Genomic DNA, 24,220 nt, shown 5'->3' on the forward strand with positions numbered 1-24,220 from the left:
GCACCTGCACGAGACCGCGGTAGGCGGCGCGGCCGCCGTTGCGGGCCACGGACTTCGAGACGATCGACGACGACGTGTTCGGGGCGATGAAAACCATTTCGAAAACAGGCCAGGACGCGGACCGCCGCGGGGAGCACGTCCACGCGCACGGGCAGCGGGCCGAGGCGCTCCCCGTCCGCGTAGACGGTGACGTCCGGGGCGTCCACGGCCACGGCGCGGACCCGTTCGATCCGCACGCTCTCCAGCGCCACGTGGCGGCCCGAGAACAGCCGGGGGAACAGGAGCAGGAACCGGGCCCGGCCCAGGGGCGCCACGGTGAACAGCTCCAGCAGCCCGTCGTCCGCCCGGGCGTCGGGCACGATCCGCAGGCCGCCCCCGATCGACGACGTGTTGGCGACGTTCAGCAGGACCCCGTCCCGGCGCTCCGTGCGGCGCCGGCCGCCGGCGTCCTCGATCTCGAGCCGGTAGTGGACGGTGCGCAGCCGCGCGATCTCCACCAGGACGGCCAGCAGGTAGCGGGAGGAGCCGGCCGGGCGCAGCCACCGGTTGGCCCGCTCGTTGACCACGGCGTCGAAGCCCGCGCACAGGGCGGTCGCGAAGCAGGACGTGCGGCCGTCCGCGAAGCGCACCCGGCCCACGTCGAGGCGGCGGTCCCGGGGATCGTCGAGCCGGCGCAGGATCCGCCCGGCCGCGGCCACCGGGTCCCGGAGCGGCACGCGCAGGTGGCGGGCCAGGTCGTTGCCGGTCCCGCACGGCACCACGCCCAGCGGGACGTCGACGCCCTGCGCGGCGAGCTCCGCGAGCACGCCGAGGCCGGCCTGCACCATCCCGTCCCCGCCCACGACCACGAGCGCCCGGGTGGTGAGGGCGTGCGCCCGCAGCCGGTCGCGCACCAGCCCCACCAGGGTGCCGAGGTCCGCGGCGGAGAGCACCACGGCCTCGTCGCCGCCGGTCCGCAGGAGCTCCGCGGCCCGGTGGGCGTCCTCGAGGGCCCGGCCGCGGCCGGCGCACGGGTTGACCGCCAGGACGAAGACGCCGCGGGACGGGCCCGGCTCAGCCATCGGCCCGCCGCGCCGCGCAGGCGGCGCACAGGCCGGTGATCTCGACCGTGTGGTCCACCTCGGTGAAGCCGTGGGCGGCGGCGGTGCGCCCGGCCCACTCCTCGACCGCGGGGGCCTCGAGCTCCACGGCGGCGCCGCAGCGGCGGCACACCAGGTGGTGGTGGTGGTGCTCGGCGGCGCAGCGGCGGTAGATCGCCTCGCCGTCGTCGCTGCGCAGGACGTCCAGCTCGCCGAGCTCGGACATCGACTGCAGGATCCGGTAGGTCGTGGCCAGGGAGACGGAGTCGCCGCGCTCCCGCAGCAGGGCGTGCAGGTCCTGCGTGGAGATGAAGTCCTCCAGGGACGCGAGCGCCCGCGCGACGGCGCGGCGCTGCCGGGTGTTGCGGACCTCCCCGGCGCTCCCCCCGCTGGTTCTCACGCTCACGCCTCGTCCTCTCGTCGCTGGTGCCCGGGCCGGGCACCAGCTTAACAAGGACCGCGCGGAACGTGCCCGGCCGGCCGGTGGGACCCGCGAGGACCCGGGGTTAGGGTGGGCCCATGGAGCTCATCAAGTACACCCACTCGTGCGTGCGGCTCGAGAACGAGGGCAGGGTCCTGGTGATCGACCCGGGCAAGTTCTCCGGACGGGAGGAGCTGGCGGAGGCCCTCGACGGGGCCGACGTCCTGCTCGTCACGCACGAGCACCCGGACCACCTCGACCCCGAGCCGGTGCACGCGCACCTCCGGGCGCACCCGGAGGTGCAGGTGTACGCCCCGGCCCCGGTGGCCGCGGGGCTCCGGGAGGCCCTGGGGGAGGGTCACGCGATCCACGACGCCGAGCCCGAGACCGTGCTGGAGCTCGAGGGCTTCACCGTGCGGACGTTCGGCGGCCAGCACGCGCTGATCCACACGCTCATCCGCACGGTGGACAACATCGGCTACCTGGTCGAGGACACGGTCTACCACCCCGGCGACTCGCTGGTGGTCCCGCACGGGCTCTCCGCCCCCGTGCTGCTGGCGCCGATCCACGCGCCGTGGAACAAGCTGGCGGAGGTCGTCGACTTCGTGGTGTCCGTGCGCCCCGAGCGGGTCTTCCAGATCCACGACGGCCTGCTCTCCGACAACGGCCTCGGCGTGATCGAGGGCCAGCTCACCTCGTTCGCCGCCAAGTACGGGGCCGAGTACCGCCACCTCGCCGTCGGCGAGCGCGTCGCCCTGTAGCCGCGGGACCGCCCGGCCCGCCGACCGCACCCGACCCACCACCGAAAGGGAGCACCTGTGAGCACCGTCTTCACGAAGATCATCGAGGGGGAGATCCCCGGCCGTTTCGTCTGGCAGGACGAGCGCTGCGTCGGCTTCCTGTCGATCGACCCGCTCGCGCAGGGCCACACGCTCGTGGTCCCGCGCGAGGAGCACGACCACTGGGTCGACCTGCCGGAGGACCTGGCGGCGCACCTGATGGTGGTCTCCCAGCGCATCGGGCGGGCCATCGACGCCGTCTGGCGGCCGGCGCGGGTGGGCCAGATGATCCAGGGCTTCGAGGTCCCGCACACCCACGTGCACGTGTGGCCGGCGGAGACGGTCGAGCAGTTCCAGTTCGTCAACGTGCTCCGCGACCCGGACCCCGCCTGGATGGACGAGGCCGCGGAGCGGATCCGGGCCGCCCTCGTCGAGGCCGGGCACGGGTCCGCCGTGCCGCAGGCCTGACCGGCCGCCGGGTCAGGCCCGGGCGGCCCCGAGGGCGTCCTTGAGGGCCTTGCGGATCCGCTTCTCCGAGACGGTGTGGGCGGTGCCCAGCTCCTGGGCGAACAGCGAGACCCGCAGCTCCTCGATCATCCAGGCCACCCGGCGCAGCTCGTCCGGGACCGGGGCGTGCGTCGGCAGGGCGTCCAGCGCGGCGTCGTAGTCGTCCTCGAGCTTCTGCACGGCGAGCATCCCGACCGTGTCCCGCTGCAGGTGGCCGGCGAGCTTCTCGAGCCGCACCTCCATCGCCCGCACGTAGCGGGGCAGGTGCTGGAGCTGGTCGTAGCCGGTGGCGGCGACGAAGCCCGGTTGCACGAGGTGCTCGAGCTGGGCCTTGACGTCGTTGAGCGAGTTCACCGCGGCGAGCGAGGACGACCGCTTGAGCTGCTTGCGGATCCGGGCGGCCCCGGAGAGCACCTGCTCCACGAGCGCGGTGACCTGGAAGACGGTGTCGATGAGCTCGGCCCGCACGTGCTCGTGCAGCGCGTCGAACTCCGCCCGGGTGAAGGGGGGCTCGGGCGGCGTGAGCTTGTCGATGGCCGCGACCGTGCAGTCCGCGATGAGCTCGGTCACCGACCCGTGCGGGTTCTGCGTGAAGACCAGCTTCTCCCGGTTGTTGAGGTGCTCCAGCACGTACCGCTCGGGGGAGGGGATGCGCAGCTGCAGCAGCGTGATCACCCCGCGGCGCTGGGCGGCCCGCTGCTCGGCGGCGGTGGACAGGATGCGCACGGCCACCGTGGCCTCCCGGCCGGCGGGCCGGCTCCCCGCGGCCCGGGGACGCTCGGGGACGAGCGCCGGCCACCCGGTGATCCGCTGGCCCGCCACCGTCGTCTCCACGCTGCGCGGCAGGTCCTCCTCGGGCCACGCCGTCAGCCCCGAGCGCTCGAGCGCCGGCGGGGCCGGCGCCGCGTCCGGGGGCCGGGGCGCGGGGGCGCGCGGGCCGTTCCGGGCGGGGCCGCCGGCCGGGGCGCCGGGGGCCGCGCCGGGCACCGCGCCCAGGGACTCGGCCAGGGCGGCACGGATCTCGTCGTGCAGCTCCGACCGGAGCGCCTCGAGGTCCTCGCCCTCGCCCAGCACCCGGTTGCGGCGGTCCCGCACCTCGAAGCGCATCCGCAGGTGGGCCGGGACGGCCTCCCAGTTCCAGGAGCCCGGCGGGACCACGTGGCCCTTGAGCCGGCGCAGGACCAGCTCCAGGGACGGCTCGAGGGCGTCGACGGCGGGGTCGAAGTCGGCGTCGAGCATCGCCACCGCCTGGCGGGCGACGTCGGGGGCGGGCACGAAGTTGCGGCGCACGGCCTTCGGCAGGGACTTGATGAGCGCGGTGACGAGCTCGGTGCGGAACCCGGGGATCTGCCACCGGAACTGCTCGGGGTCCAGCTGGTTGAGGAACAGCACGGGCACGCGCACGGTCACGCCGTCCGCCTGGTCGGAGCCCGGCGCGAACTCGTAGGCGAGGTCCAGCACCAGCTCCCCGTCCCGGGTGCGCCGGACCCACTGGCGCGGGTAGAGCGACTCGTCGTAGCCGCCGGCCTCCTCGGCGATCAGGTCCTCGGGATCCAGGTCCAGGAGGTGCTCGTCCTGCTGGCGGGCCTTCTTCCACCACGCGTCGAAGTGCCGTGCCGAGACCACGGACTCGGGGATCCGGGCGTCGTAGAACGCGAACAGGGCCTCGTCGTCGATCCGCAGGTCCTTGCGGCGCAGCCGGTTCTCGAGCTCCTCGACCTCGGCCAGGCGCTTGCGGTTGCGCGCCCAGAACCGGTGCCGGGTCTGCCAGTCGCCCTCCACGAGGGCGTGGCGGAGGAACAGCTCCCGCGCCAGGGCGGGGTCCACCCGCCAGAAGTTGATCCGGCGCTGGGCCACGACGGGCACGCCGTAGAGGGTGACCTTCTCGTAGGCCATCACGGATCCCTGCGCGCGGGACCAGTGGGGCTCCGAGACGCTGCGCTTGACCAGGTGCGGGGCCAGCTCCTCGGCCCACAGCGGGTCGATCGCGGCGTTGACGCGGGCCCACAGCCGGGAGGTCTCCACGAGCTCGGCGGACATGACCCAGTCGGGGGACTTCTTGAACAGGTTGGAGCCCGGGAAGACGGCGAACCGCGAGCCGCGGGCGCCCTGGTACTCCCGCTTGCGCTCGTCCTTGAGCCCGATGTGGCTGAGCAGCCCCGCCAGCAGCGAGACGTGGATCTCCCGCTCCTTCCCGGAGGGGTCCACCTCGCGGCCCTTGCCGACCCGGATGCCGACCTGCTGGCCCATCTGGCGCAGCTGGGCGTAGAGGTCCTGCCACTCCCGGATGCGCAGGAAGTTCAGGTGCTCCCGCCGGCACAGCTTCCGGAACTGCGTCGAGGAGAGCTCCTCCTGCTGCTCCTGCACGTAGCGCCACAGCAGCAGCCAGCTCGTGAAGTCGGAGTTCTCGTCGAAGAACCGCTTGTGCAGCTCGTCCGCCTGCTGCCGCTTCTCCAGGGGGCGCTCGCGGGGGTCCTGGACGGTCAGCGCCGCCGCGAGGACCATGACCTCCCGGGCACAGCCCCGCCGGTCCGCCTCCACGATCATCCGGCCCAGCCGCGGGTCCACCGGCAGCTGCGCCAGCTGGCGGCCCACCGGGGTGAGGGGCCCGCCGCGGGCGTCGTCGTCCCGCCCGCCCCGCGGGGACGCGCCCCGCGGCTCCTTGAGGGCGCCCAGCTCCCGGAGCAGGGCCACGCCGTCCTTGACGGCCCGGGACTCCGGCGGCTCCACGAAGGGGAAGCGCTCGATGTCCCCGGGCTCCTTGACGACCCCCACCGAGGTCATCTGCAGGATCACGGCCGCCAGGGACGTGCGCAGGATCTCGGGGTCGGTGAACTCCGGGCGGGAGAGGTAGTCCTCCTCCGAGTACAGCCGGATGCAGATGCCGTCCGAGACGCGCCCGCAGCGTCCCGCCCGCTGGTTCGCCGAGGCCTGGGAGATCCGCTCGATCGGGAGGCGCTGCACCTTGGTCCGCGCCGAGTAGCGCGAGATGCGAGCCGTGCCCGGGTCGATCACGTACTTGATGCCGGGGACGGTCAGCGACGTCTCGGCCACGTTGGTGGCCAGCACGATCCGGCGGCGGCCCGACGGCGCGAACACCCGGTGCTGCTCCGCCATGGACAGCCGGCCGAACAGGGGCAGGATCTCGGCGTCGGCCAGGCCCCGGACCCGTTTCAGGGTGCCCTGCAGCGCCTCCTGGGCGTCGCGGATCTCCCGCTCGCCGGCGAAGAAGATCAGGATGTCCCCGGGCGGCTCCGCGGAGAGCTCCTCGACGGCGTCGCACACGGCGTCGATCGGGTCCCGGTCCTCGTCCTCCAGCCCGTCGCCGGCGTCCTCGGCGTCCTGGCCGCCGTCCCCGGAGCGCGGCTGGGCCAGCGGGCGCCAGCGGATCTCCACCGGGTACGTGCGGCCCGAGACCTCGATGACGGGGGCCCGTCCCGGCTCGTCGCCCTCGGTCTCCTCCGGCGCGAAGTGCCGGGCGAAGCGCTCGGGGTCGATCGTGGCCGAGGTGATGATCACCTTGAGGTCGGGGCGCCGGGGCAGGATCCGCCGGAGGTAGCCCAGCAGGAAGTCGATGTTGAGGGAGCGCTCGTGGGCCTCGTCGATGATGATCGCCGAGTACTTCTGCAGCAGGCGGTCGTGCTGGATCTCGGCGAGCAGGATGCCGTCCGTCATCAGCTTGACCCGTGAGTCCGCGCCCACCTCGGAGGTGAAGCGCACCTGGTAGCCGACCGTGCCGCCGATCTTCTCGCCGAGCTCCGAGGAGATCCGCTCCGCGACCGAGCGCGCGGCGATCCGCCGCGGCTGGGTGTGGCCGATCAGGCCGCGCTCGCCCAGGCCGAGCTCGAGGCACATCTTGGGGATCTGGGTCGTCTTGCCGGACCCGGTCTCGCCGGCGATCACGACCACCTGGTGCGCGGCGATCGCGCCCATGATGTCCTCGCGGCGCGCGGAGACCGGGAGGTTCTCGGGGTAGACGATGGTTCGGGGGCTGCTCAGGGATGCTGACATGACCTCCCGATCCTACCGGGGACGCGGGCCGCGGAGGGCCCGGTCCCGGTGGACGATCGGGCACCGCCGACACGCTGTCGGAGCCGTTATGTCACCACTTGTGAGCTGCCTCTCATTTTGTGACCGAACGGAAGGTAATATCGCTGACACCACTCGTTCCCGAAAGGACCCACCATGAAGCGACTGTTCCCGATGACGGCGGCCCTCGCCTCCACCGCTCTGCTGCTCACGGCCTGCGGCGGCTCCGACACCGAGCCCGCCGGCGGCGGGGGCGGCGGCGAGGCCGCCGAGGAGGCCACCGTCGGGATCAGCCAGTTCGTGGAGCACCCCTCGCTCGACTCCGCCCGGGAGGGCTTCCTCGCCGCGCTCGAGGAGGGCGGCTACACGGAGGGGGAGAACCTCACCGTCGACCTCCAGAACGCCTCCGGGGACCAGGGCACCTCCACCAGCATCGCCTCCAACATGGCGTCCTCGGACGCGGACCTCGTCCTGGCGATCGCGACGCCGTCCGCCCAGGGCCTGGCCCAGTCGGTCACCGACCGCCCGGTGCTGTTCACGGCCGTCACCGACCCGGTCGAGGCCGGGCTGGTCGACTCCCTCGAGAGCCCCGGCGGCAACGTCACCGGGACCACCGACATGAACCCGGTCGCCGAGCAGATCGCGCTGATCAAACAGCTCGACCCGGCGGCGGAGTCCGTGGGCATCATCTACAGCTCGGGCGAGACCAACTCCCAGGTCCAGGTGGACCTCGCGAAGGAGGCCGCCGCGGAGGAGGGGCTGGAGGTCGTCGAGAAGTCGGTGACCAACACCTCCGAGGTGGCCCAGGCCGCCGAGTCCCTGGACACCGACGCCATCTACGTGCCCACCGACAACAAGGTGGTCTCCGGCCTCGAGGCCGTGATCTCCGCCGCCGAGTCCAAGAAGATCCCCCTCATCGCCGGCGAGGGCGACTCCGTGGAGCGCGGCGCCCTCATCACCCAGGGCCTGGACTACGAGCAGCTCGGCCGCCAGACCGGCGAGATGGCCGTGCGCATCCTCAAGGAGGGCGGGGACCCCGCCTCCATGCCCGTCGAGTCCCAGGAGGACACGCAGCTGATCATCAACCTGCAGGCCGCCGAGCGGATGGGCGTGGAGGTCCCCCAGGAGCTCCAGGACTCCGCCGACCAGGTCATCGAGTAGTCCCGGGCGGCCGGGACGGCGCCGGCGTCCGGAGACCCCGGACGCCGGCCCGCCCGGCCCCCGCCCCCGCGGCACCCCTCCGACGGAGGACGCGCCCGCCCGATCGGCGGACGGCCCCCGTCTCCCACCAACCAGAACGGATCCAGCAGAAGTGATAGCCGGTATCGAACTCGGACTGCTCTACGCGGTCATGGCGCTGGGCGTCTACCTCACGTTCCGGGTGCTCGACTTCCCCGACCTGACGGTCGACCAGTCCTTCACCACGGGCGCCGCCACCACGGCGATGATCATCCTCGGCGGCGGCAGCCCCTGGCTCGCCACCGCCGCCGGTTTCCTGACCGGTGCGCTCGCCGGGCTCATCACGGGCCTGCTCCACACCAAGGCCCACATCAACGGGCTGCTCGCGGGCATCCTCACCATGACCGCGCTCTACTCCATCAACCTGCGCGTCATGGACGGGCGCGCGAACCTGTCGCTGCTGCGCGAGGACACGGTCTTCACCCCGCTCGCCGAGATGGGCGTGCAGGGGACGTGGATCGGCATCGCCCTGTTCCTGCTCGGGGTGGCCGTGGTCAAGGTCCTCCTCGACTGGTTCCTCTACACGGACGCCGGCCTCGCCATGCAGGCCACCGGCGACAACCCGGAGATGATCCGCTCCTTCGGCGTGAACACGGACCACCAGAAGATGCTGGGCCTGTGCCTGTCCAACGGGCTCGTGGGCCTCGCCGGGTCCCTCGTGGCCCAGTACCAGGGCTTCGCCGACATCGGCATGGGCATCGGCCTCATCGTCGTCGGCCTCGCCTCCGTGATCCTCGGCCAGGGGCTCTTCGGCTCGCGCACGGTGGTGATGGCGACCCTCGCCGTCGTCCTCGGCTCGGTCGTCTACCGTCTGGTCATCACCGTGGCCCTGCAGGCGGGCCTCAACCCGTCCGACATGAAGCTGATCTCCGCGGTCCTCGTGGTGGCCGCGCTCGTGGTGCCCCAGCTGCAGTTCTTCCGGCGCCGCAGGGAGCGGCACCTGGCGAGCGAGGCGGCGCGGCTCGTCGACGACCTCACCGACACCCCCGCGACCACGAAGGCAGGTGCCTGAGCCGTGCTCACCATCGACAACGTCCACAAGACGTTCTTCGCCGGGACCGTCAACGAGCGGCGCGCCCTCGCCGGAGTCTCGCTGACCCTGGCGGAGGGCGACTTCCTCACCGTCATCGGCTCCAACGGCGCCGGCAAGTCGACGATCCTCAACGCCATCTCGGGGAGCCTGATCCCGGACACCGGCACGGTGCGGGTCGACGACACCGACGTCACCCGGCTGCCCGAGCACAAGCGCGCCCGGTACCTGTCCCGCGTGTTCCAGGACCCCATGAAGGGCTCCTCGCCCACCATGACGGTCGAGCAGAACATGGCGATCGCGTACCAGCGGGGCAAGTCCCGCGGGCTCGCCCCGGGGCTCACCAGCGCCCGCCGCCAGCTCTTCCGCGACAAGCTGGCCAGCCTCGAGCTGGGCCTGGAGAACCGGCTGGGCGCCAAGGTGGGGCTGCTCTCCGGCGGCCAGCGGCAGGCGCTGTCCCTGCTCATGGCGACGTTCTCCGAGCCGCGCATCCTGCTCCTCGACGAGCACACGGCGGCCCTCGACCCGCAGCGCGCGGACCTCGTGTCCCGGCTCACCGCGGACATCGTGGCCGAGCAGCACCTCACCACGGTGATGGTCACGCACAACATGGACCAGGCCCTGCGCCTGGGCAACCGGCTCATCATGATGCACGAGGGCCGGATCCTCTTCGAGCTCGACGCCGCGCAGAAGCAGTCGATGACGGTGCCCGGACTGCTCGAGCAGTTCCGCCGGCTGCAGCCCGGGGCGGGGCAGGAGGCGTTCGACGACGCTACGCTGTTCGAGAGCGTCAAGACCGAGGACGGTTCCTGACCGGACGGCACCGGCCGCCGGTCCACGACCGGCGCGGACGAGGACGGGGCGGGCCGGGCACGGCCCTTTTCGAAATCATTTTCACGTCCAGCAGNCGCAATGCATTGAAAAACGATTCGAAAAGCCCCGTCGCGCGTCGCCGGGCGGTCCGCCCGGCAGAGCCCAGCAGCACGTCCAGAAGGCCAGGAGAGCAGCCCCGTGAGCCAGACCCCCGACCCGCACCACGCCCGCCGACGCACCGGAGGGTGGCTGCTGGCCGTGGGCGTGGTGGCCCTGTTCGTCTCCACGTTCACCGTGCCCGAGGCCATCCACCACCTGGCGCGCGTCTCGGCGGAGGACGGGACGGGCCTGAGCGGGCGCGCGGTGGTGGTCGTCGTGGTGGGCGCCGTGACCCTGCTCGGCGGAGGGGCCCTGGCGATCGCCGGGTTCAACTGGCGCCGCTCGGCGGGGGAGGGTCCCAGCCAGGAGGACCGGCTGCTCGACGAACAGTTCGGCGACGGGCCCGTGCGCCCCTACGACCCGGACGAGTTCCGCGGCCCGGGGCGCCGGGACCCCGGCGCCCGCGACTGACGGGCCCACGACCGGGGCCCCGGCCTCCTGCGCCGGGCGGTCGGCCTAGACTCGTCCCATGCTCAATCAGCCTGCTGACGGTCCGGGCCTCAAGAAGCACATCACCGGGCCCCTCCTGTTCCTGTTCATCCTCGGAGACGTCCTCGGCGCCGGGGTCTACGCCCTCGTGGGCATCATCGCGGGGGAGGTGGGCGGCGTCACCTGGGCGCCGATGCTCGTGGCGCTGCTGCTGGCCCTGCTGACGGCCGCGTCCTATGCCGAGCTCGTCACCAAGTACCCGCGGGCGGGCGGGGCGGCGGTCTTCGCCCACCGCGCCTTCCGCGTCCCGATCGTGCCCTACCTCGTGGGCTTCTGCATGCTCACCGCCGGCGTGGTCAGCGCGTCCGCGCTGGCCCTGGCCTTCAGCGGGGACTATCTCGCGGTCTTCGTGGACGTGCCCCCGGCTGCCGGGGCCATCGTGTTCCTCGTCGCCATCGCCCTGCTCAACGCGCGCGGGATCAAGGAGTCGCTGCGCGCCAACGTCGTCATGACGGCGCTCGAGGTCTCGGGGCTGGTCCTGGTCGTCGTGGCCGTCGCCGTGATGCTCGGCGGCGGGGGCGGCGACGTCGGGCGCGCGGTGCGCTTCGGCGAGGACGTCGACCCGCTGCTGGGCGTGCTGGGCGCCGCACTGCTCGCGTACTACTCCTTCGTGGGCTTCGAGACCTCGGCCAACATGGCCGAGGAGGTCCGCGACGTGTCGCGGGTCTACCCCCGGGCCCTGTTCGGGTCCCTCCTGGTGGCCGGGGCGATGTACGTGCTGGTCGGCACGGCGGCGTCGGTGGCCCTGCCGGCCGACCGGCTGGAGTCCTCGAGCGCCCCGCTGCTGGACGTGGTGACGGCCACCGGGGTCCCGGTGCCCGGCTGGCTGTTCAGCCTCCTCGCCCTGGTCGCGGTGGCCAACGGGGCCCTGCTGACCATGATCATGGCCAGCCGCCTCACCTACGGCATGGCCGTGCAGGGACTCTTCCCCGCCGTGCTGGGCCGGGTCCTGCCGGGCCGCGGCACCCCGTGGGTGGCCATCGTCGTCACGACCCTCGCCGCGCTGGCGCTGACCCTCACCGGTGGGGTGGCCGTGCTGGCGGAGACGGTGGTGCTGCTGCTGCTCATCGTCTTCATCAGCACGAACGTCGCCGTCCTCGTGCTGCGCCGGGAGGCGGTCGAGCACCGGCACTTCCGTGCCTGGACGCCCCTGCCGGTGCTCGCCGTCCTGTCCTGCCTCGTGCTGCTGACCCAGCTGGAGGCCGGGGTGTGGGCACGCGGTGGGATCGTCCTCGCCGTGGGCGTGCTGCTCTACGCCGTCGCCCGGGTCCGCGGCGGGCAGCCTGTCCGGTACCGGCGGGCCGAGGAGGCGGGGGACCGGGGCGCCGGCACCGGCCGACCCGCGGAGCGCCGCTGACCGGCCCGGGCCGGGCACGACGAAGGCCCCGGACCGAGTGGTCCGGGGCCTTCGTCCCGAGTGGTGCCCGCGGTAGGATTCGAACCTACGGCCTTCTGCTCCGGAGGCAGACGCTCTATCCCCTGAGCTACGCGGGCCTTTCACCGCCGCAGCGATGAACCTCGACGATACTAGCAGGTTTCGCGGGGTGCTCGTGGACCACCCGGCGCGGGCGCTCCACGGCGCCCGGTTACACTGGTCCGGTGACTCCAGAACAACTTTCTCTCGCCGTATCCGCATGCCTGCAGGACGCCGTGGCCCGGGGCGACCTCGCCCTCGCCGACGGCGCTCCGCTGCCGGAGGTGCGGATCGAGCGACCGAAGAACCGGGAGCACGGGGACTGGGCGACCAACGTCGCCATGCAGCTGGCCAAGAAGGTGGGGCGCGCCCCGCGCGACGTCGCCGCCGTGGTCCGTGACCGCCTCCAGGGCACCGCGGGCGTGGCCGCCGTGGACGTCGCCGGGCCGGGCTTCCTCAACATCACCCTGGACGCCGCCGCCGCCGGGGAGATCGCCCGCACCGTCGTGGAGCAGGGCGAGGCCTTCGGCCGGGCTCGGTCGCTGGCCGGGACGTCCGTCAACCTGGAGTTCGTCTCCGCGAACCCCACCGGCCCCGTCCACCTGGGCGGCACCCGCTGGGCCGCGGTCGGCGACTCCCTCGCCCGCGTGCTCGAGGCGCAGGGCGCGGACGTGGTGCGCGAGTACTACTTCAACGACGCCGGCGCGCAGATCGACCGCTTCGCCCGCTCCCTGCTGGCCCGCGCCCAGGGCGAGCCCGCCCCCGAGGACGGCTACGGCGGGGAGTACATCACCGACATCGCCGCGCGCATCGTCGCCGAGAACCCCGGCGTCCTCGACTCCGGGGACCCCCAGGAGGCGTTCCGCGCCGCGGGCGTCGAGCTGATGTTCGCCGAGATCAAGTCCTCGCTGCACGACTTCGGCGTGGACTTCGACGTGTACTTCCACGAGCAGTCCCTGTTCGACCAGGGCGCCGTGGAGAAGCTCCTCGAGCAGCTCAAGACCTCCGGCGCCCTCTACTTCGCGGACGGCGCCTGGTGGCTGCGCTCGAGCGCCTACGGCGACGACAAGGACCGGGTGGTCATCAAGTCCGACGGCCAGGCCGCCTACATCGCCGGGGACATCGCCTACTTCAAGGACAAGCGGGACCGCGGCGCGGACCTGTGCATCTACATGCTCGGCGCCGACCACCACGGCTACGTGGCCCGGCTCAAGGCCGCCGCCGCCGCCCTGGGCGACGCCCCGGACCGGGTCGAGGTCCTCATCGGCCAGATGGTCAACCTCGTCAAGGACGGGGTGCCCGTGCGGATGTCCAAGCGCGCCGGCAACGTGGTGACCATGGAGGACCTCGTGGAGGCCGTCGGCGTCGACGCCGCCCGGTACTCGCTGACCCGTTTCTCCGTGGACTCCAACATCGACATCGACCTGGGCCTGCTGACCCGGCGCTCCAACGAGAACCCGGTGTTCTACGTCCAGTACGCCCACGCCCGCACGTGCGCGGTGGGGCGCAACGCCGAGGCGGCGGGGGTCGCCCGCACGGACGAGCGGGGGGAGGCCGTGTTCGACGCCTCGCTGCTCGACCACCCGATGGAGGGGGAGCTGCTGGCCGCCCTCGGCCAGTACCCGTCGGTGCTCGCCCAGGCCGCCGAGTTCCGCGAGCCGCACCGCGTGGCGCGCCATCTCGAGGTGCTCGCCGGGACCTACCACCGCTGGTACGACGCCTGCCGCGTGGCGCCGCAGGGCGAGGACGAGGTCACCGACCTGCACCGCACCCGCCTGTGGCTCAACGACGCCGCACGCCAGGTCCTGGCCAACGGCCTGGGCGTGCTCGGCGTGTCCGCGCCGGAGAGGATGTGATCGCATGACCGCCGACCCGACCACCCGCACCGGGGGCTCCCCCCTGGCACCGGCCTGGCTCAGCGTCCCCGAGGACCTCGACGCCCTCGACCCCGTCATCTGGCCCGAGGCGTTCCGCCGCGGCGAGGACGGCGTGCTGGCCGTCTCGGGGATCCCCGTCCCGGAGCTCGCCGAGCGCTACGGCACTCCCTCCTACGTCTACTCCGAGGACACCTTCCGGGCGCGCGCCCGCGAGTTCCGCGCCGCCTTCACCGAGGCGTTCGCGCGGATCGGGGCCGAGGTCTCCGTCTACTACGCCGGCAAGTCCTTCCTGACCACCGAGGTGGTGCGCTGGCTGCGCGAGGAGGGCCTCAACGTGGACACCGCCTCGGGCGGGGAGCTGGCCGTCGCCCTGCGCGGCGGCATGGAGCCCGCCCGGATCGCCCTGCACGGCAACAACAAGTCCGCCGCCGAGATCACCCGCGCCCTCGACCACGGCCTCGGCCGGATCGTCGTGGACTCCCTCGCCGAGATCGAGCTCGTGGCCCACCTGGCGCGCACCCTCGGCGTCGTCGCCCCCGTCCTGATCCGGGTCACCCCCGGCGTGCACGCGTCCACGCACGAGTTCATCGCCACCGCCCACGAGGACCAGAAGTTCGGCCTGTCCCTCGCCCCGCCCGAGGGCGGCGGGGACAGCCCCGCGATGCAGGCCGTCGCCGCGTGCGTCCTGGAGCCCGAGCTCGACCTGCGCGGGATCCACTGCCACATCGGCTCCCAGATCTTCGACGCCGACGGCTTCGGGATGGCCGCGGAGCGGGTGCTCGCCTTCATGGCCGCCGCCGACGAGCGCTTCGGCCTGACCCTCCCGGAGCTCGACCTCGGCGGCGGCTACGGCATCGCCTACACCGAGGCCGACACCCCCCGCCCGGCCCGCGAGATCGCCGAGGCCCTCGCGGACCAGGTGGCCACCACGGCCCGGTCCCTGCGGATGGCGGTCCCGCACCTGTCCATCGAGCCCGGCCGCGCGATCTCCGGGCCGGCCGCATGCACCCTCTACACCGTGGGCACCCTGAAGACCGTCACCGCGGAGTCCGGCGCGCAGCGCCGGTACGTCTCCGTGGACGGCGGGATGAGCGACAACGCCCGGCCTGTGCTCTACGGGGCCGACTACACGGCCGTGCTCGCGAACCGCCGCGCCGAGGGGGCCCCCGTGCTCTCCCGGGTGGTGGGCAAGCACTGCGAGTCCGGGGACATCGTGGTCCGGGACGTCTACCTGCCCGAGGACCTCGCCCCCGGGGACGTCCTGGCCGTGCCCGCCACCGGCGCCTACTGCTGGGCCCTGTCCAGCAACTACAACTGGATCGCCCGCCCGCCGGTCGTCGCCGTGCGCGCCGCCGGCGACCGGCCGGAGGCCCGGCTCATCGTGCGGGGCGAGACCGAAGAAGACCTGTTCGCCCGCGACCTGGGAGCCTGATTGACCGCCTCGACCCCTGAGACCACCCGCCCGCCCTCGACCGTGAAGGTCGCCCTGCTCGGTGCCGGCAACGTCGGCGCCGAGGTGGCCCGGACCCTGCTCGACCACGGCCCCGAGTTCGCCGCCCGCGTGGGCGCGCCCGTGGAGCTCATCGGCATCGCCGTGCGCGACCTCGCCGCCCGGCGGACCGTCGAGCTGCCCGAGGAGCTGCTCACGACCGACGCCGAGGCCCTCGTCGACGCCGCGGACGTGGTCATCGAGCTGACCGGCGGCATCGAGCCGGCCCGCAGCCGCATCCTGCGGGCCCTGCACGCCGGCAAGCCGGTGATCTCGGGCAACAAGGCCCTCATCGCCCGGCACGGCCGCCAGCTCCAGGACGCGGCCGACGCCGCCGGCGTGCCCCTGTCCTACGAGGCCGCCGTGGCCGGGGCGATCCCCATCGTGCGCCCCATGCAGGACTCCCTCGCGGGGGACCGGGTGGACCGCGTGCTGGGCATCATGAACGGCACCACGAACTACATCCTCGACCAGATGGACACCACCGGCGCGCAGTTCCACGACGCGCTCGCCGAGGCGCAGGAGCTCGGCTACGCCGAGGCGGACCCCACCGCCGACGTGGAGGGCCACGACGCCGCGGCGAAGGCCGCGATCCTCGCGTCCCTGGCCTTCCACTCGACCTTCACCATCGACGACGTGTACTGCCGCGGCATCACCGGGGTCACCGCCGCGGACGTCGCCGCCGCCCGCGAGGCCGGCTACGTCATCAAGCTCCTGGCGGTGTGCGAGCGCTGCCCGGGCGGGGTGAACCTGCGGGTCACCCCGACCATGATCCCGCGGGAGCACCCGCTGGCCGGCGTGCACGGCGCCTACAACGCCGTGTTCGTCGAGGCCGCGAACGCCGGGTCCCTCATGTTCTACGGCGCAGGCGCCGGCGGCGCCGCCACCGCCTCGGCCGTGCTGGGCGACTTCGTCTCGGCCGCGCGCCGGCTCGTGCTCGGCGGCCCGGCCCAGGGCGCGGACCCCCACGCCCAGCTCGCCGCCGCGCCGATGGACGACGTCCGCACGAGCTTCTCGATCACCCTGACCGTCCAGGACCGGCTCGGCGTCCTGGCGCGGATCGCCCAGGTCTTCGCCGACCACGGCGTGTCGATCTTCACGATGCAGCAGACGGACCACCCGCACGGCGACCCGCAGCTCTCGGAGATCCGGCTCGTGACCCACCGGGGCGCGAACAAGGACCTCGTGGCCACGGTGGACGCCCTGCGCGAGCTGCCCTTCGTCGAGGAGGTCGCCGGCGTGATCCGTGTGGAGCACGCCGACTGATCCGCCCGGCGGTGCCGCCTGCGGGCGGCACCGCACCCGGAGGGGTGCCGCCGCACGCCCCCCGCGAGCACCCCGCACGAGCACCCCCCGCACCACCGAGTCCACAGGAAGAGATCCAGCACATGGCACACGTCTGGCAGGGCGTCATCAACGAGTACCGGGACCGGCTGCCGGTCTCCGGCTCCACCGAGGTCATCACGATGGGGGAGGGCGGTACGCCGCTGATCCGGGCGCGCGCCCTCTCGGAGCTCACCGGCAACACCGTCTGGCTGAAGTTCGAGGGCATGAACCCGACCGGCTCGTTCAAGGACCGGGGCATGACCATGGCGATCACGAAGGCCAAGGAGGAGGGCGCCGAGGCCGTCGTGTGCGCCTCGACCGGCAACACCTCCGCCTCCGCGGCGGCCTACGCCAAGCAGGCCGGGCTCACGTGCGCGGTGCTCGTGCCGGAGGGGCGGATCGCCATGGGCAAGCTCTCGCAGGCCGTGGCGCACGGCGCGGACATCATCCAGGTGGACGGCAACTTCGACAACTGCCTCGAGGTGGCCCGCAAGCTCTCCGAGTCCTACCCCGTGTTCCTCGTCAACTCCGTGAACCCGTACCGGATCGAGGGCCAGAAGACCGGGGCGTTCGAGGTGGTCGACACCCTCGGCGACGCCCCGGACCTGCACATCCTGCCGGTCGGCAACGCCGGCAACATCACCGCGTACTGGAAGGGCTACCAGGAGTACGCCCGGCCCTACGCCTCCGCCACGGCGGGGGAGCTGCCGGCCGTCTCGACGAAGCTGCCCGTGATGTGGGGCTTCCAGGCCGAGGGCGCGGCCCCGCTGGTCCTCGGCCACCCCGTCACGGAGCCCGAGACCATCGCGACCGCCATCCGGATCGGCAACCCCGCCTCCTGGGACTCGGCGATCGCCGCCCGCGACGAGTCCGGCGGGCTCATCGGCTCCGTCTCGGACGACGAGATCCTGACCGCCCACCGGTGGCTCTCGGCCAAGGAGGGCGTGTTCGTCGAGCCGGGCTCCGCCGCGGGCGTGGCCGGCCTGCTCCAGAAGCACGCCGCGGGGGAGGCCCCCACGGGGCAGACGGTGGTCATCACCGTGACCGGCCACGGTCTCAAGGACCCGCAGTGGGCGATCAAGGCCGCCGAGCGGGAGGACCCCTCGCTGGCCGAGCCCACGCGCGTGCCCTTCGACGTGGTCGCCGTCGCCGCCGCGCTGGGCCTGGAGTAGTCCCGGATGTTCGAGATCGGCCAGCGGGTGGCGGTGAGCGTCCCCGGCTCCACCGGCAACGTGGGCCCGGGCTACGACAGCCTGGGCCTGGCCCTGGGCCACTACGACGACCTCGCCGTCACCGTGACCGGCGGCGGCCTGGAGTTCGAGCTGCACGGGGAGGGCTCCGCGTCCGTGCCCCGGTCCGCGGAGCACCTGGTGGTCCGCGCCATGCGGGCCGCCTTCCGGGCCGCGGGCGTCGAGGAGCTGCCGGGGCTGCGGCTCGAGGCGACCAACCGGATCCCGCACGGCCGCGGGATGGGCTCGAGCGCCTCGGCCGTGGTGGCCGGCGTGCTCGCGGCGAACGCGCTGCTGCCCGCGGAGCGCGCCCTCGACGACCGGCGCCTGCTCCAGGTCGCCGCCGCGATGGAGGGCCATCCGGACAACGTGGCCCCGTCCCTCCTCGGGGGGCTCGTGATCTCGTGGACCGACGCGGACGGCTACCGCAGCGCCCCCGTGACCGTCCACGAGGACGTCGTGCCGGTGGTGGCGATCCCCGACTTCGAGGTCCCCACCCGCCTCGCCCGCTCCCTGCTGCCCGCGACCGTCCCGCACCACGACGCCGCGGTCAACGCCGGGCGGACGGCCCTGCTCGTCGAGGCCCTGACGCGGCGACCCGAGCTGCTGCTGCCCGCCACCGAGGACCGGCTGCACCAGCCGTACCGGGCCTCGGCCATGCCCCCCAGCGCCCGGCTGATGGCTGCGCTGCGGGCCCGCGGGCTGCCGGCCATGATCTCCGGGGCCGGGCCGACCGTCCTGGTCCTCGCCGGGGACCGGGACCAGGCGCAGGAGACGGAGCGGGCCCTCGCGGAGCTCGTCGCCCCCGGGGCCGATTCCGTCTCCTGGCGTGTCCTCCGTCTGCGCGTCGACGGTCAGGGTGCTAAGCTGGAGAGGCACCCGCAGCAGATCCAGGGGTAGGAGACCGCGCCCGGCGCGGCGAGGACAGCGGGCATCATGAGGGGCAGCGCCCCGGTCGGATGCCCCGGGGTCCTCGGCTCCACCGCCTCAGATCCTCCGGTGATCCCCCGCCGGCACCGGCTTCTTCGATGCCGTCGGCGCCCCGGCCCGCCCCGACACGGACCGGAGCGCACCATGATCTCCGGGTGACACCTTGTTCGCCCAGGCTGCCGCGCCCTGAAGTGCGCCCCGCCGCAGGCGGCCCGCGATCGCGGCCCGCCGGGAACCATCCACGGTCCTGGACTCTGAGATCCATGGGCCCCCCACCGAGGGAGAAGGACACTTCGTGACCGAGACCACCGACCTTTCCACGGGTACGGAAGAGACCACCACCAGCGACCCCCGGAACGCGGGACTGTCCGCGCTCAAGCTGGCCCAGCTGCAGGCGCTCGCCTCCCAGCTCGGGATCACCGGCGCCCGCCGGATGCGCAAGAGCCTGCTGGTCGACGCGATCGCCGCCCACCAGCGCGGCGGCGCCGTCGCCGACCGGGACCAGGCCGTCGAGCAGAAGATCGCGCAGACGGTCGAGAAGACCGCCGACGGCGGCGCCGACCAGGGCACCGCCCCGGCCGCCGCCACGACCGGCGAGGACTCCTCCGCCGCGCAGGGCGCCGACGGCGGCCAGCCGCAGCGGCGCTCGCGCTCCCGCCGCGCCACGAGCACCGGTGTGGTGTCCGTCCCCGTGCAGCATGGCTCCGAGCAGCAGGACGCCGCCCAGCAGGGCGCGGCGCAGGGCGCCACCGAGCAGCAGCCGGCCGACCAGCCCGCTCCCGCCGAGGACTCCTCCGGCGCCGAGGGCGAGGGCGGCCGCAACCGCAACCGCAGCCGCCGCAACCGCAACCGCGACGACAACGGCCAGGGCAACGGCGGCCAGGACTCCGGGCAGGAGACCGACGAGGCGCGCTCCTCGGCCGAGGGCCGGGACGACGACCAGTCGAAGCAGGACCGGAGCCGCAACCAGAACCGCGGCCAGGACAACCGGGGCCAGGACAACCGCCAGGACAAGGGCGGCCAGGACCGGGGCGACGGCCGAGGCCGGCGCGACGGCCGGTCCGAGGGCGGGAAGTCCCAGGACGGCAAGGGCCAGGACAACCGCCAGGACAGCCGCCAGGACAAGGGCGGCCAGGACAACCGGCAGGACAAGGGCGGTCAGGACAACCGGGGTCAGGACAACCGCCAGGACGACGGCGGCAGCCGCCGCAGCCGCCGCAACCGCAACCGCAACGACCGCGACCGGGACCGCAGCGACCGCAACGACCGCGCCGAGCGCAACGAGCGGCGCAACCGCCGCGGGCGTAGCACCGGCCCCGAGGTCGACGACACGGAGTTCACCGAGGACGACGTCCTGCTGCCCGTCGCCGGCATCCTGGACGTGCTCGACAACTACGCGTTCGTGCGCACCTCCGGCTACCTCCCCGGCCCGAACGACGTCTACGTCAGCCTCGCCCAGGTCAAGAAGCACAACCTGCGCAAGGGCGACGCCGTGGTCGGCGCCATCCGCGCCCCCCGCGACGGCGAGCAGCAGAACGCCACGCGGCAGAAGTTCAACGCGCTGGTCCAGCTCACCACGGTCAACGGCAAGAAGACCGAGGAGAACAAGGACCGCGTGGACTTCGGGAAGCTGATCCCGCTGTACCCGCAGGAGCGCCTGCGCCTCGAGACGGAGCCCAAGAAGATCGGGCCCCGCGTCGTCGACCTCGTCGCCCCCATCGGCAAGGGCCAGCGCGGGCTGATCGTCTCCCCGCCGAAGGCCGGCAAGACGCTGATGCTGCAGGCGATCGCCAACGCGATCACCACGAACAACCCCGAGGTCCACCTCATGATGGTGCTCGTCGACGAGCGCCCCGAGGAGGTCACGGACATGCAGCGCACGGTCAAGGGCGAGGTCATCGCCTCGACCTTCGACCGCCCGGCGGACGACCACACCACGGTCGCCGAGCTCGCGATCGAGCGCGCCAAGCGGCTCGTGGAGATGGGCATGGACGTGGTGGTCCTCCTGGACTCCATGACCCGCCTGGGCCGTGCCTACAACCTCTCGGCCCCCGCCTCCGGCCGCATCCTCTCCGGCGGCGTGGACTCCGCGGCGCTGTACCCGCCGAAGAAGTTCTTCGGGGCGGCCCGCAACATCGAGAACGGCGGCTCGCTCACGATCCTCGCGACCGCCCTCGTGGAGACCGGGTCCAAGATGGACGAGGTCATCTTCGAGGAGTTCAAGGGCACCGGCAACATGGAGCTGCGCCTGTCCCGCTCGCTCGCGGACAAGCGGATCTACCCGGCCGTGGACGTCAACTCCTCGGGCACCCGCCGCGAGGAGAACCTCCTCTCCCCGGACGAGATCAAGATCATGTGGAAGCTGCGCCGCGTCCTCTCCGGGCTCGACCAGCAGCAGGCCCTCGAGCTGCTCACGAACAAGCTGCGGGACACCCAGTCCAACACCGAGTTCCTGCTCCAGGTGCAGAAGACCACGCTGTCGGCCCGCGCCGAGAGCGACCGCTAGCACGCCCCCGCCGCCGCGGCCCCGACCGGTTCGACCGGACGGGGCCGCGGCGGCGTCGTCGTGCCCACCACCGCCCGACCCTCTCCGCCGCCTCCGAAGGAGCGCCCCATGCCGGATCCCATCCAGTCCCTGCTCGACGAGCACGCCGAGCTGCAGCGCCAGCTCGCCGACCCCGCCGTGCACGCGGAGCAGGGCAGGGCGCGCAAGCTCGGGCGCCGCTACGCCGAGCTCAACGGCATCGTCGAGGCCCACCACCGGGTGCACCGCCTCGAGGAGGACCTGGGGGCGGCGCGCGAGCTCGCCGCCGAGGAGCCCGAGTTCGCGGAGGAGATCCCGGCCCTCGAGGAGCAGCTCGCGGCGGCCCGCGAGAAGCTGCGCCGGCTGCTCGTCCCGCGCGACCCCGACGACGGGCGCAACGTGATCCTCGAGGTCAAGGCGGGGGAGGGCGGCGACGAGTCCGCGCTCTTCGCCGGGGACCTGCTGCGCATGTACCTCAAGTACGCGGAGTCCCGCGGCTGGAAGACCGAGTTCATCTCGACCAACGACTCCGACCTGGGCGGCTACAAGGACGTGCAGATCGCGATCAAGTCGAACGCCACGGACCCCGCCGAGGGCGTGTGGGCGCGGCTGAAGTACGAGGGCGGGGTGCACCGCGTCCAGCGCGTGCCCGTCACCGAGTCGCAGGGCCGGATCCACACCTCCGCCGCGGCGGTGCTCGTCTTCCCGGAGGTCGACGAGCCCGAGGAGGTCGAGATCAGCCAGAACGACCTGAAGATCGACGTCTACCGCTCCTCGGGGCCCGGCGGCCAGTCCGTGAACACCACGGACTCCGCGGTCCGCATCACCCACCTGCCCACCGGCATCGTGGTGGCGATGCAGAACGAGAAGTCGCAGCTGCAGAACCGCGAGGCCGCGATGCGGGTGCTGCGCGCCCGCATCCTGGCCCACCAGCAGGAGCAGATCGACGCGGACAACGCCGCGCAGCGCCGCTCCCAGGTCCGGACCATGGACCGGTCGGAGCGGATCCGCACCTACAACTTCCCCGAGAACCGGATCAACGACCACCGCACCGGGTACAAGGCGTACAACCTCGACCACGTCATGGCGGGGGACCTCGAGCCGGTCGTGCGCTCGGCCATCGAGATGGACGAGCAGGCCCAGCTCGAGGCCATCGGCCAGCAGGACGGCTGAGCGGGGGCCCCGGGATGACGAGGTCACTGGGCCAGGCGGTGCGCTGGGCGGAGCAGGTGCTCGCCGAGGCGGGGATCGACTCCGCGCGCACCGACGCGCTGCTGCTCGCCGGCCACCTCACCGGGCTGTCCCGGGGGGAGGTCGAGGCGCGAGCCATCATCGGCGGGGACGAGCCCGCGGGGTACGCGGAGCTCGTGGCCGAGCGCGCCCGCCGGATCCCGCTGCAGCACCTCACGGGCGTCGCCCACTTCCGCTACCTGACGCTGGCGGTCGGGCCCGGGGTGTTCGTGCCCCGGCCCGAGACGGAGACCGTGGTGCAGGCCGTGGTCGACGAGCTGCGCGAGCAGCTGGCCGCGGGCGTGCACCGCCCGCACGTGGTGGACCTGGGCACGGGCTCCGGGGCGATCGCCGCCTCGGTGGCCCACGAGGTGCCGCAGGCCCGCGTGCACGCCGTGGAGCTGTCCGGGACCGCCCACGCCTGGGCGGCCGAGAATCTGCGCGGGACGCGCGCGGAGCTCGTCCGGGGCGACCTGCGCACCGCGTTCCCGGAGCTCGAGGGACGCTGCGACGTGGTGGTCTCCAATCCGCCGTACATCCCCGCGGACGCGGTCCCGCGCGAGCCGGAGGCCCGGGAGCACGACCCGGACCTCGCCCTGTACGGGGGCGGGGAGGACGGGCTCGACCTCCCGCGGGCGGCCCTGGCCTCGGCCCTGCGGCTGCTGCGCCCCGGGGGGTTCTTCGTCATGGAGCACGCCGAGGTGCAGGCCCGCGCCGTGGCGCACGCCTTCCGCGCCGCGGGCCTCGAGGACGTCGAGGGCCACCAGGACCTGACGGGCCGGGACCGGGCCACGGCCGGCCGGACGCCCCTCCAGGGCCGCGCCCGCACGACCGGAATGGGAGAATGGACGCCGTGAACTCCACCGTCTACGACTGCAGCAGCATCGCCCAGCGCACCGCCGGGCTCAAGCACGCCGCGCGCGCCCTCGCGGCCGACGCGTGCGTGGTTCTGCCCACCGACACCGTCTACGGGATCGGGGCCAATGCGTTCTCCGCCCGGGGCGTCGCGACCCTGCTCGCCGCCAAGGGCCGGTCCCGGGCCATGCCCCCGCCCGTGCTCATCGCCCACGCCGGGGTGCTCGACGGCCTGGCCGACGAGGTGTCCGACGACGCCCGCGCGCTGGCCCGGGCCTTCTGGCCCGGCGGTCTGACCCTGATCTTCCACTCCCACCCCTCGCTGGGCTGGGACCTGGGGGAGACCCACGGGACCGTGGCCCTGCGGGTGCCCGACGACGAGCTCGCCCAGGCGCTGCTCATCGAGAGCGGCCCGCTGGCCGTGTCCTCGGCCAACCGCACCGGCCACCCGGCCGCCTCGACGGCCGGGGCCGCGGTGGACATGCTCGGGGACTCCGTGGAGCTCTACCTGGACGGCGGCCCGCGGCCGGTCGGCGGACCCGCCGACCGGGACCCGGTCCCTTCCACGATCGTGGACTGCACGGGGGAGACCCCACTGCTGGTGCGCCACGGCACCGTGAGCCTGGCCCGGCTGCGCTCGGTGGTGCCCTCGGTGGTGCCGGCGGACGGCGACGAGGAGCTCGACAGCGCTCCCGCGCCGGGTGCGGGACCCGCGGAGCCCGGCGCCGGCCGCCCGGCGGCCTCGGGATCGCACGCCGTGAGCGAGCCCGATCTTTTCGAAATGATTTTCAGACCGAGCAG

Annotated in this window: 18 protein-coding genes, 1 tRNA gene and 1 pseudogene; 16 read left to right on the forward strand and 4 right to left on the reverse strand. The window is 73.4% G+C overall.

What is annotated here, in order from left to right; translation table 11 throughout:
- Window positions 1-170: 170 nt before the first annotated feature.
- Window positions 171-1,061, reverse strand: a pseudogene (locus tag H488_RS32430) (diacylglycerol kinase family protein); the annotation flags it as partial.
- On the reverse strand, window positions 1,054-1,485 hold the full coding sequence (locus tag H488_RS32435; RefSeq protein WP_017834399.1) for a Fur family transcriptional regulator: 432 nt from the start codon (window positions 1,483-1,485) through the stop codon (window positions 1,054-1,056). The gene H488_RS32435 and the pseudogene H488_RS32430, both read right to left, overlap by 8 nt.
- Before the next feature lie 113 nt (window positions 1,486-1,598).
- On the opposite strand from H488_RS32435, the gene H488_RS32440 reads away from it, so the two are divergent.
- Together H488_RS32440 and H488_RS32445 are read left to right on the forward strand one after the other, a co-directional pair.
- Entirely contained in the window at window positions 1,599-2,261 is a 663-nt protein-coding gene (locus H488_RS32440) for an MBL fold metallo-hydrolase (RefSeq protein WP_017834400.1), read from the forward strand.
- A gap of 57 nt (window positions 2,262-2,318) precedes the next feature.
- Window positions 2,319-2,747 carry an HIT family protein gene (locus H488_RS32445; protein ID WP_017834401.1) on the forward strand — a complete coding sequence of 143 codons (429 nt, stop codon included), beginning with the start codon at window positions 2,319-2,321 and terminating at the stop codon, window positions 2,745-2,747.
- A gap of 12 nt (window positions 2,748-2,759) precedes the next feature.
- Here H488_RS32445 and hrpA read toward each other — a convergent pair whose 3' ends face one another.
- Window positions 2,760-6,797 (reverse strand): ATP-dependent RNA helicase HrpA, encoded by a 4,038-nt coding sequence (hrpA, locus tag H488_RS32450; RefSeq protein ID WP_017834402.1) that lies wholly within the window; start codon window positions 6,795-6,797, stop codon window positions 2,760-2,762.
- Window positions 6,798-6,971: 174 nt separating this feature from the next.
- On the opposite strand from hrpA, the gene H488_RS32455 reads away from it, so the two are divergent.
- The 5 genes from H488_RS32455 (at window position 6,972) to H488_RS32475 (ending at window position 11,902) form a co-directional block, all read left to right on the forward strand.
- Window positions 6,972-7,976, forward strand: a complete 1,005-nt coding sequence (locus H488_RS32455) for an ABC transporter substrate-binding protein (protein WP_017834403.1) — start codon at window positions 6,972-6,974, stop codon at window positions 7,974-7,976.
- A 151-nt stretch (window positions 7,977-8,127) separates the two neighbouring features.
- The gene (locus tag H488_RS32460; protein ID WP_031283500.1) at window positions 8,128-9,066 is read left to right on the forward strand and encodes an ABC transporter permease; all 939 of its coding nucleotides are present in this window, start codon (window positions 8,128-8,130) and stop codon (window positions 9,064-9,066) included.
- A gap of 3 nt (window positions 9,067-9,069) precedes the next feature.
- A complete protein-coding gene (locus tag H488_RS32465) occupies window positions 9,070-9,897 on the forward strand; it encodes an ABC transporter ATP-binding protein (RefSeq protein WP_017834405.1) in 828 nt (275 codons plus the stop codon).
- 198 nt (window positions 9,898-10,095) lie between these two features.
- Window positions 10,096-10,467, forward strand: coding sequence for a hypothetical protein (locus tag H488_RS32470; RefSeq protein WP_017834406.1), 372 nt, complete (start codon window positions 10,096-10,098; stop codon window positions 10,465-10,467).
- Window positions 10,468-10,525: 58 nt separating this feature from the next.
- A complete protein-coding gene (locus H488_RS32475; protein WP_017834407.1) occupies window positions 10,526-11,902 on the forward strand; it encodes an APC family permease in 1,377 nt (458 codons plus the stop codon).
- Window positions 11,903-11,963: 61 nt separating this feature from the next.
- Here the strand turns inward: H488_RS32475 and H488_RS32480 are convergent.
- A tRNA-Arg gene (locus H488_RS32480) sits at window positions 11,964-12,039 on the reverse strand.
- Window positions 12,040-12,144: 105 nt separating this feature from the next.
- Between H488_RS32480 and argS the strand changes: the two genes are divergently transcribed.
- From argS to H488_RS32520, 9 genes are all read left to right on the forward strand, one after another.
- Window positions 12,145-13,815 (forward strand): arginine--tRNA ligase, encoded by a 1,671-nt coding sequence (gene argS / locus H488_RS32485; RefSeq protein WP_031283503.1) that lies wholly within the window; start codon window positions 12,145-12,147, stop codon window positions 13,813-13,815.
- Between the two features lie 4 nt (window positions 13,816-13,819).
- Window positions 13,820-15,268, forward strand: a complete 1,449-nt coding sequence (gene lysA / locus H488_RS32490; protein WP_017834409.1) for a diaminopimelate decarboxylase — start codon at window positions 13,820-13,822, stop codon at window positions 15,266-15,268.
- Window positions 15,269-16,591 (forward strand): homoserine dehydrogenase, encoded by a 1,323-nt coding sequence (locus H488_RS32495; protein WP_017834410.1) that lies wholly within the window; start codon window positions 15,269-15,271, stop codon window positions 16,589-16,591.
- Between the two features lie 122 nt (window positions 16,592-16,713).
- A complete protein-coding gene (gene thrC / locus H488_RS32500; protein WP_017834411.1) occupies window positions 16,714-17,823 on the forward strand; it encodes a threonine synthase in 1,110 nt (369 codons plus the stop codon).
- 6 nt (window positions 17,824-17,829) lie between these two features.
- Window positions 17,830-18,780, forward strand: coding sequence for a homoserine kinase (thrB, locus tag H488_RS32505; protein ID WP_017834412.1), 951 nt, complete (start codon window positions 17,830-17,832; stop codon window positions 18,778-18,780).
- Window positions 18,781-19,105: 325 nt separating this feature from the next.
- Window positions 19,106-21,316, forward strand: coding sequence for a transcription termination factor Rho (gene rho / locus H488_RS32510; protein WP_017834413.1), 2,211 nt, complete (start codon window positions 19,106-19,108; stop codon window positions 21,314-21,316).
- Window positions 21,317-21,424: 108 nt separating this feature from the next.
- Entirely contained in the window at window positions 21,425-22,507 is a 1,083-nt protein-coding gene (prfA, locus tag H488_RS32515) for a peptide chain release factor 1 (RefSeq protein WP_017834414.1), read from the forward strand.
- A gap of 14 nt (window positions 22,508-22,521) precedes the next feature.
- Window positions 22,522-23,421 carry a peptide chain release factor N(5)-glutamine methyltransferase gene (gene prmC / locus H488_RS0118905; RefSeq protein WP_017834415.1) on the forward strand — a complete coding sequence of 300 codons (900 nt, stop codon included), beginning with the start codon at window positions 22,522-22,524 and terminating at the stop codon, window positions 23,419-23,421.
- The coding region (locus H488_RS32520; RefSeq protein ID WP_306413700.1) for an L-threonylcarbamoyladenylate synthase at window positions 23,418-24,220 on the forward strand (803 nt) is incomplete at its 3' end. The genes prmC and H488_RS32520, both read left to right, overlap by 4 nt.

The sequence above is a fragment of the Kocuria sp. UCD-OTCP genome (genome assembly GCF_000349605.1).
Lineage (GTDB): Bacteria > Actinomycetota > Actinomycetes > Actinomycetales > Micrococcaceae > Kocuria > Kocuria rosea.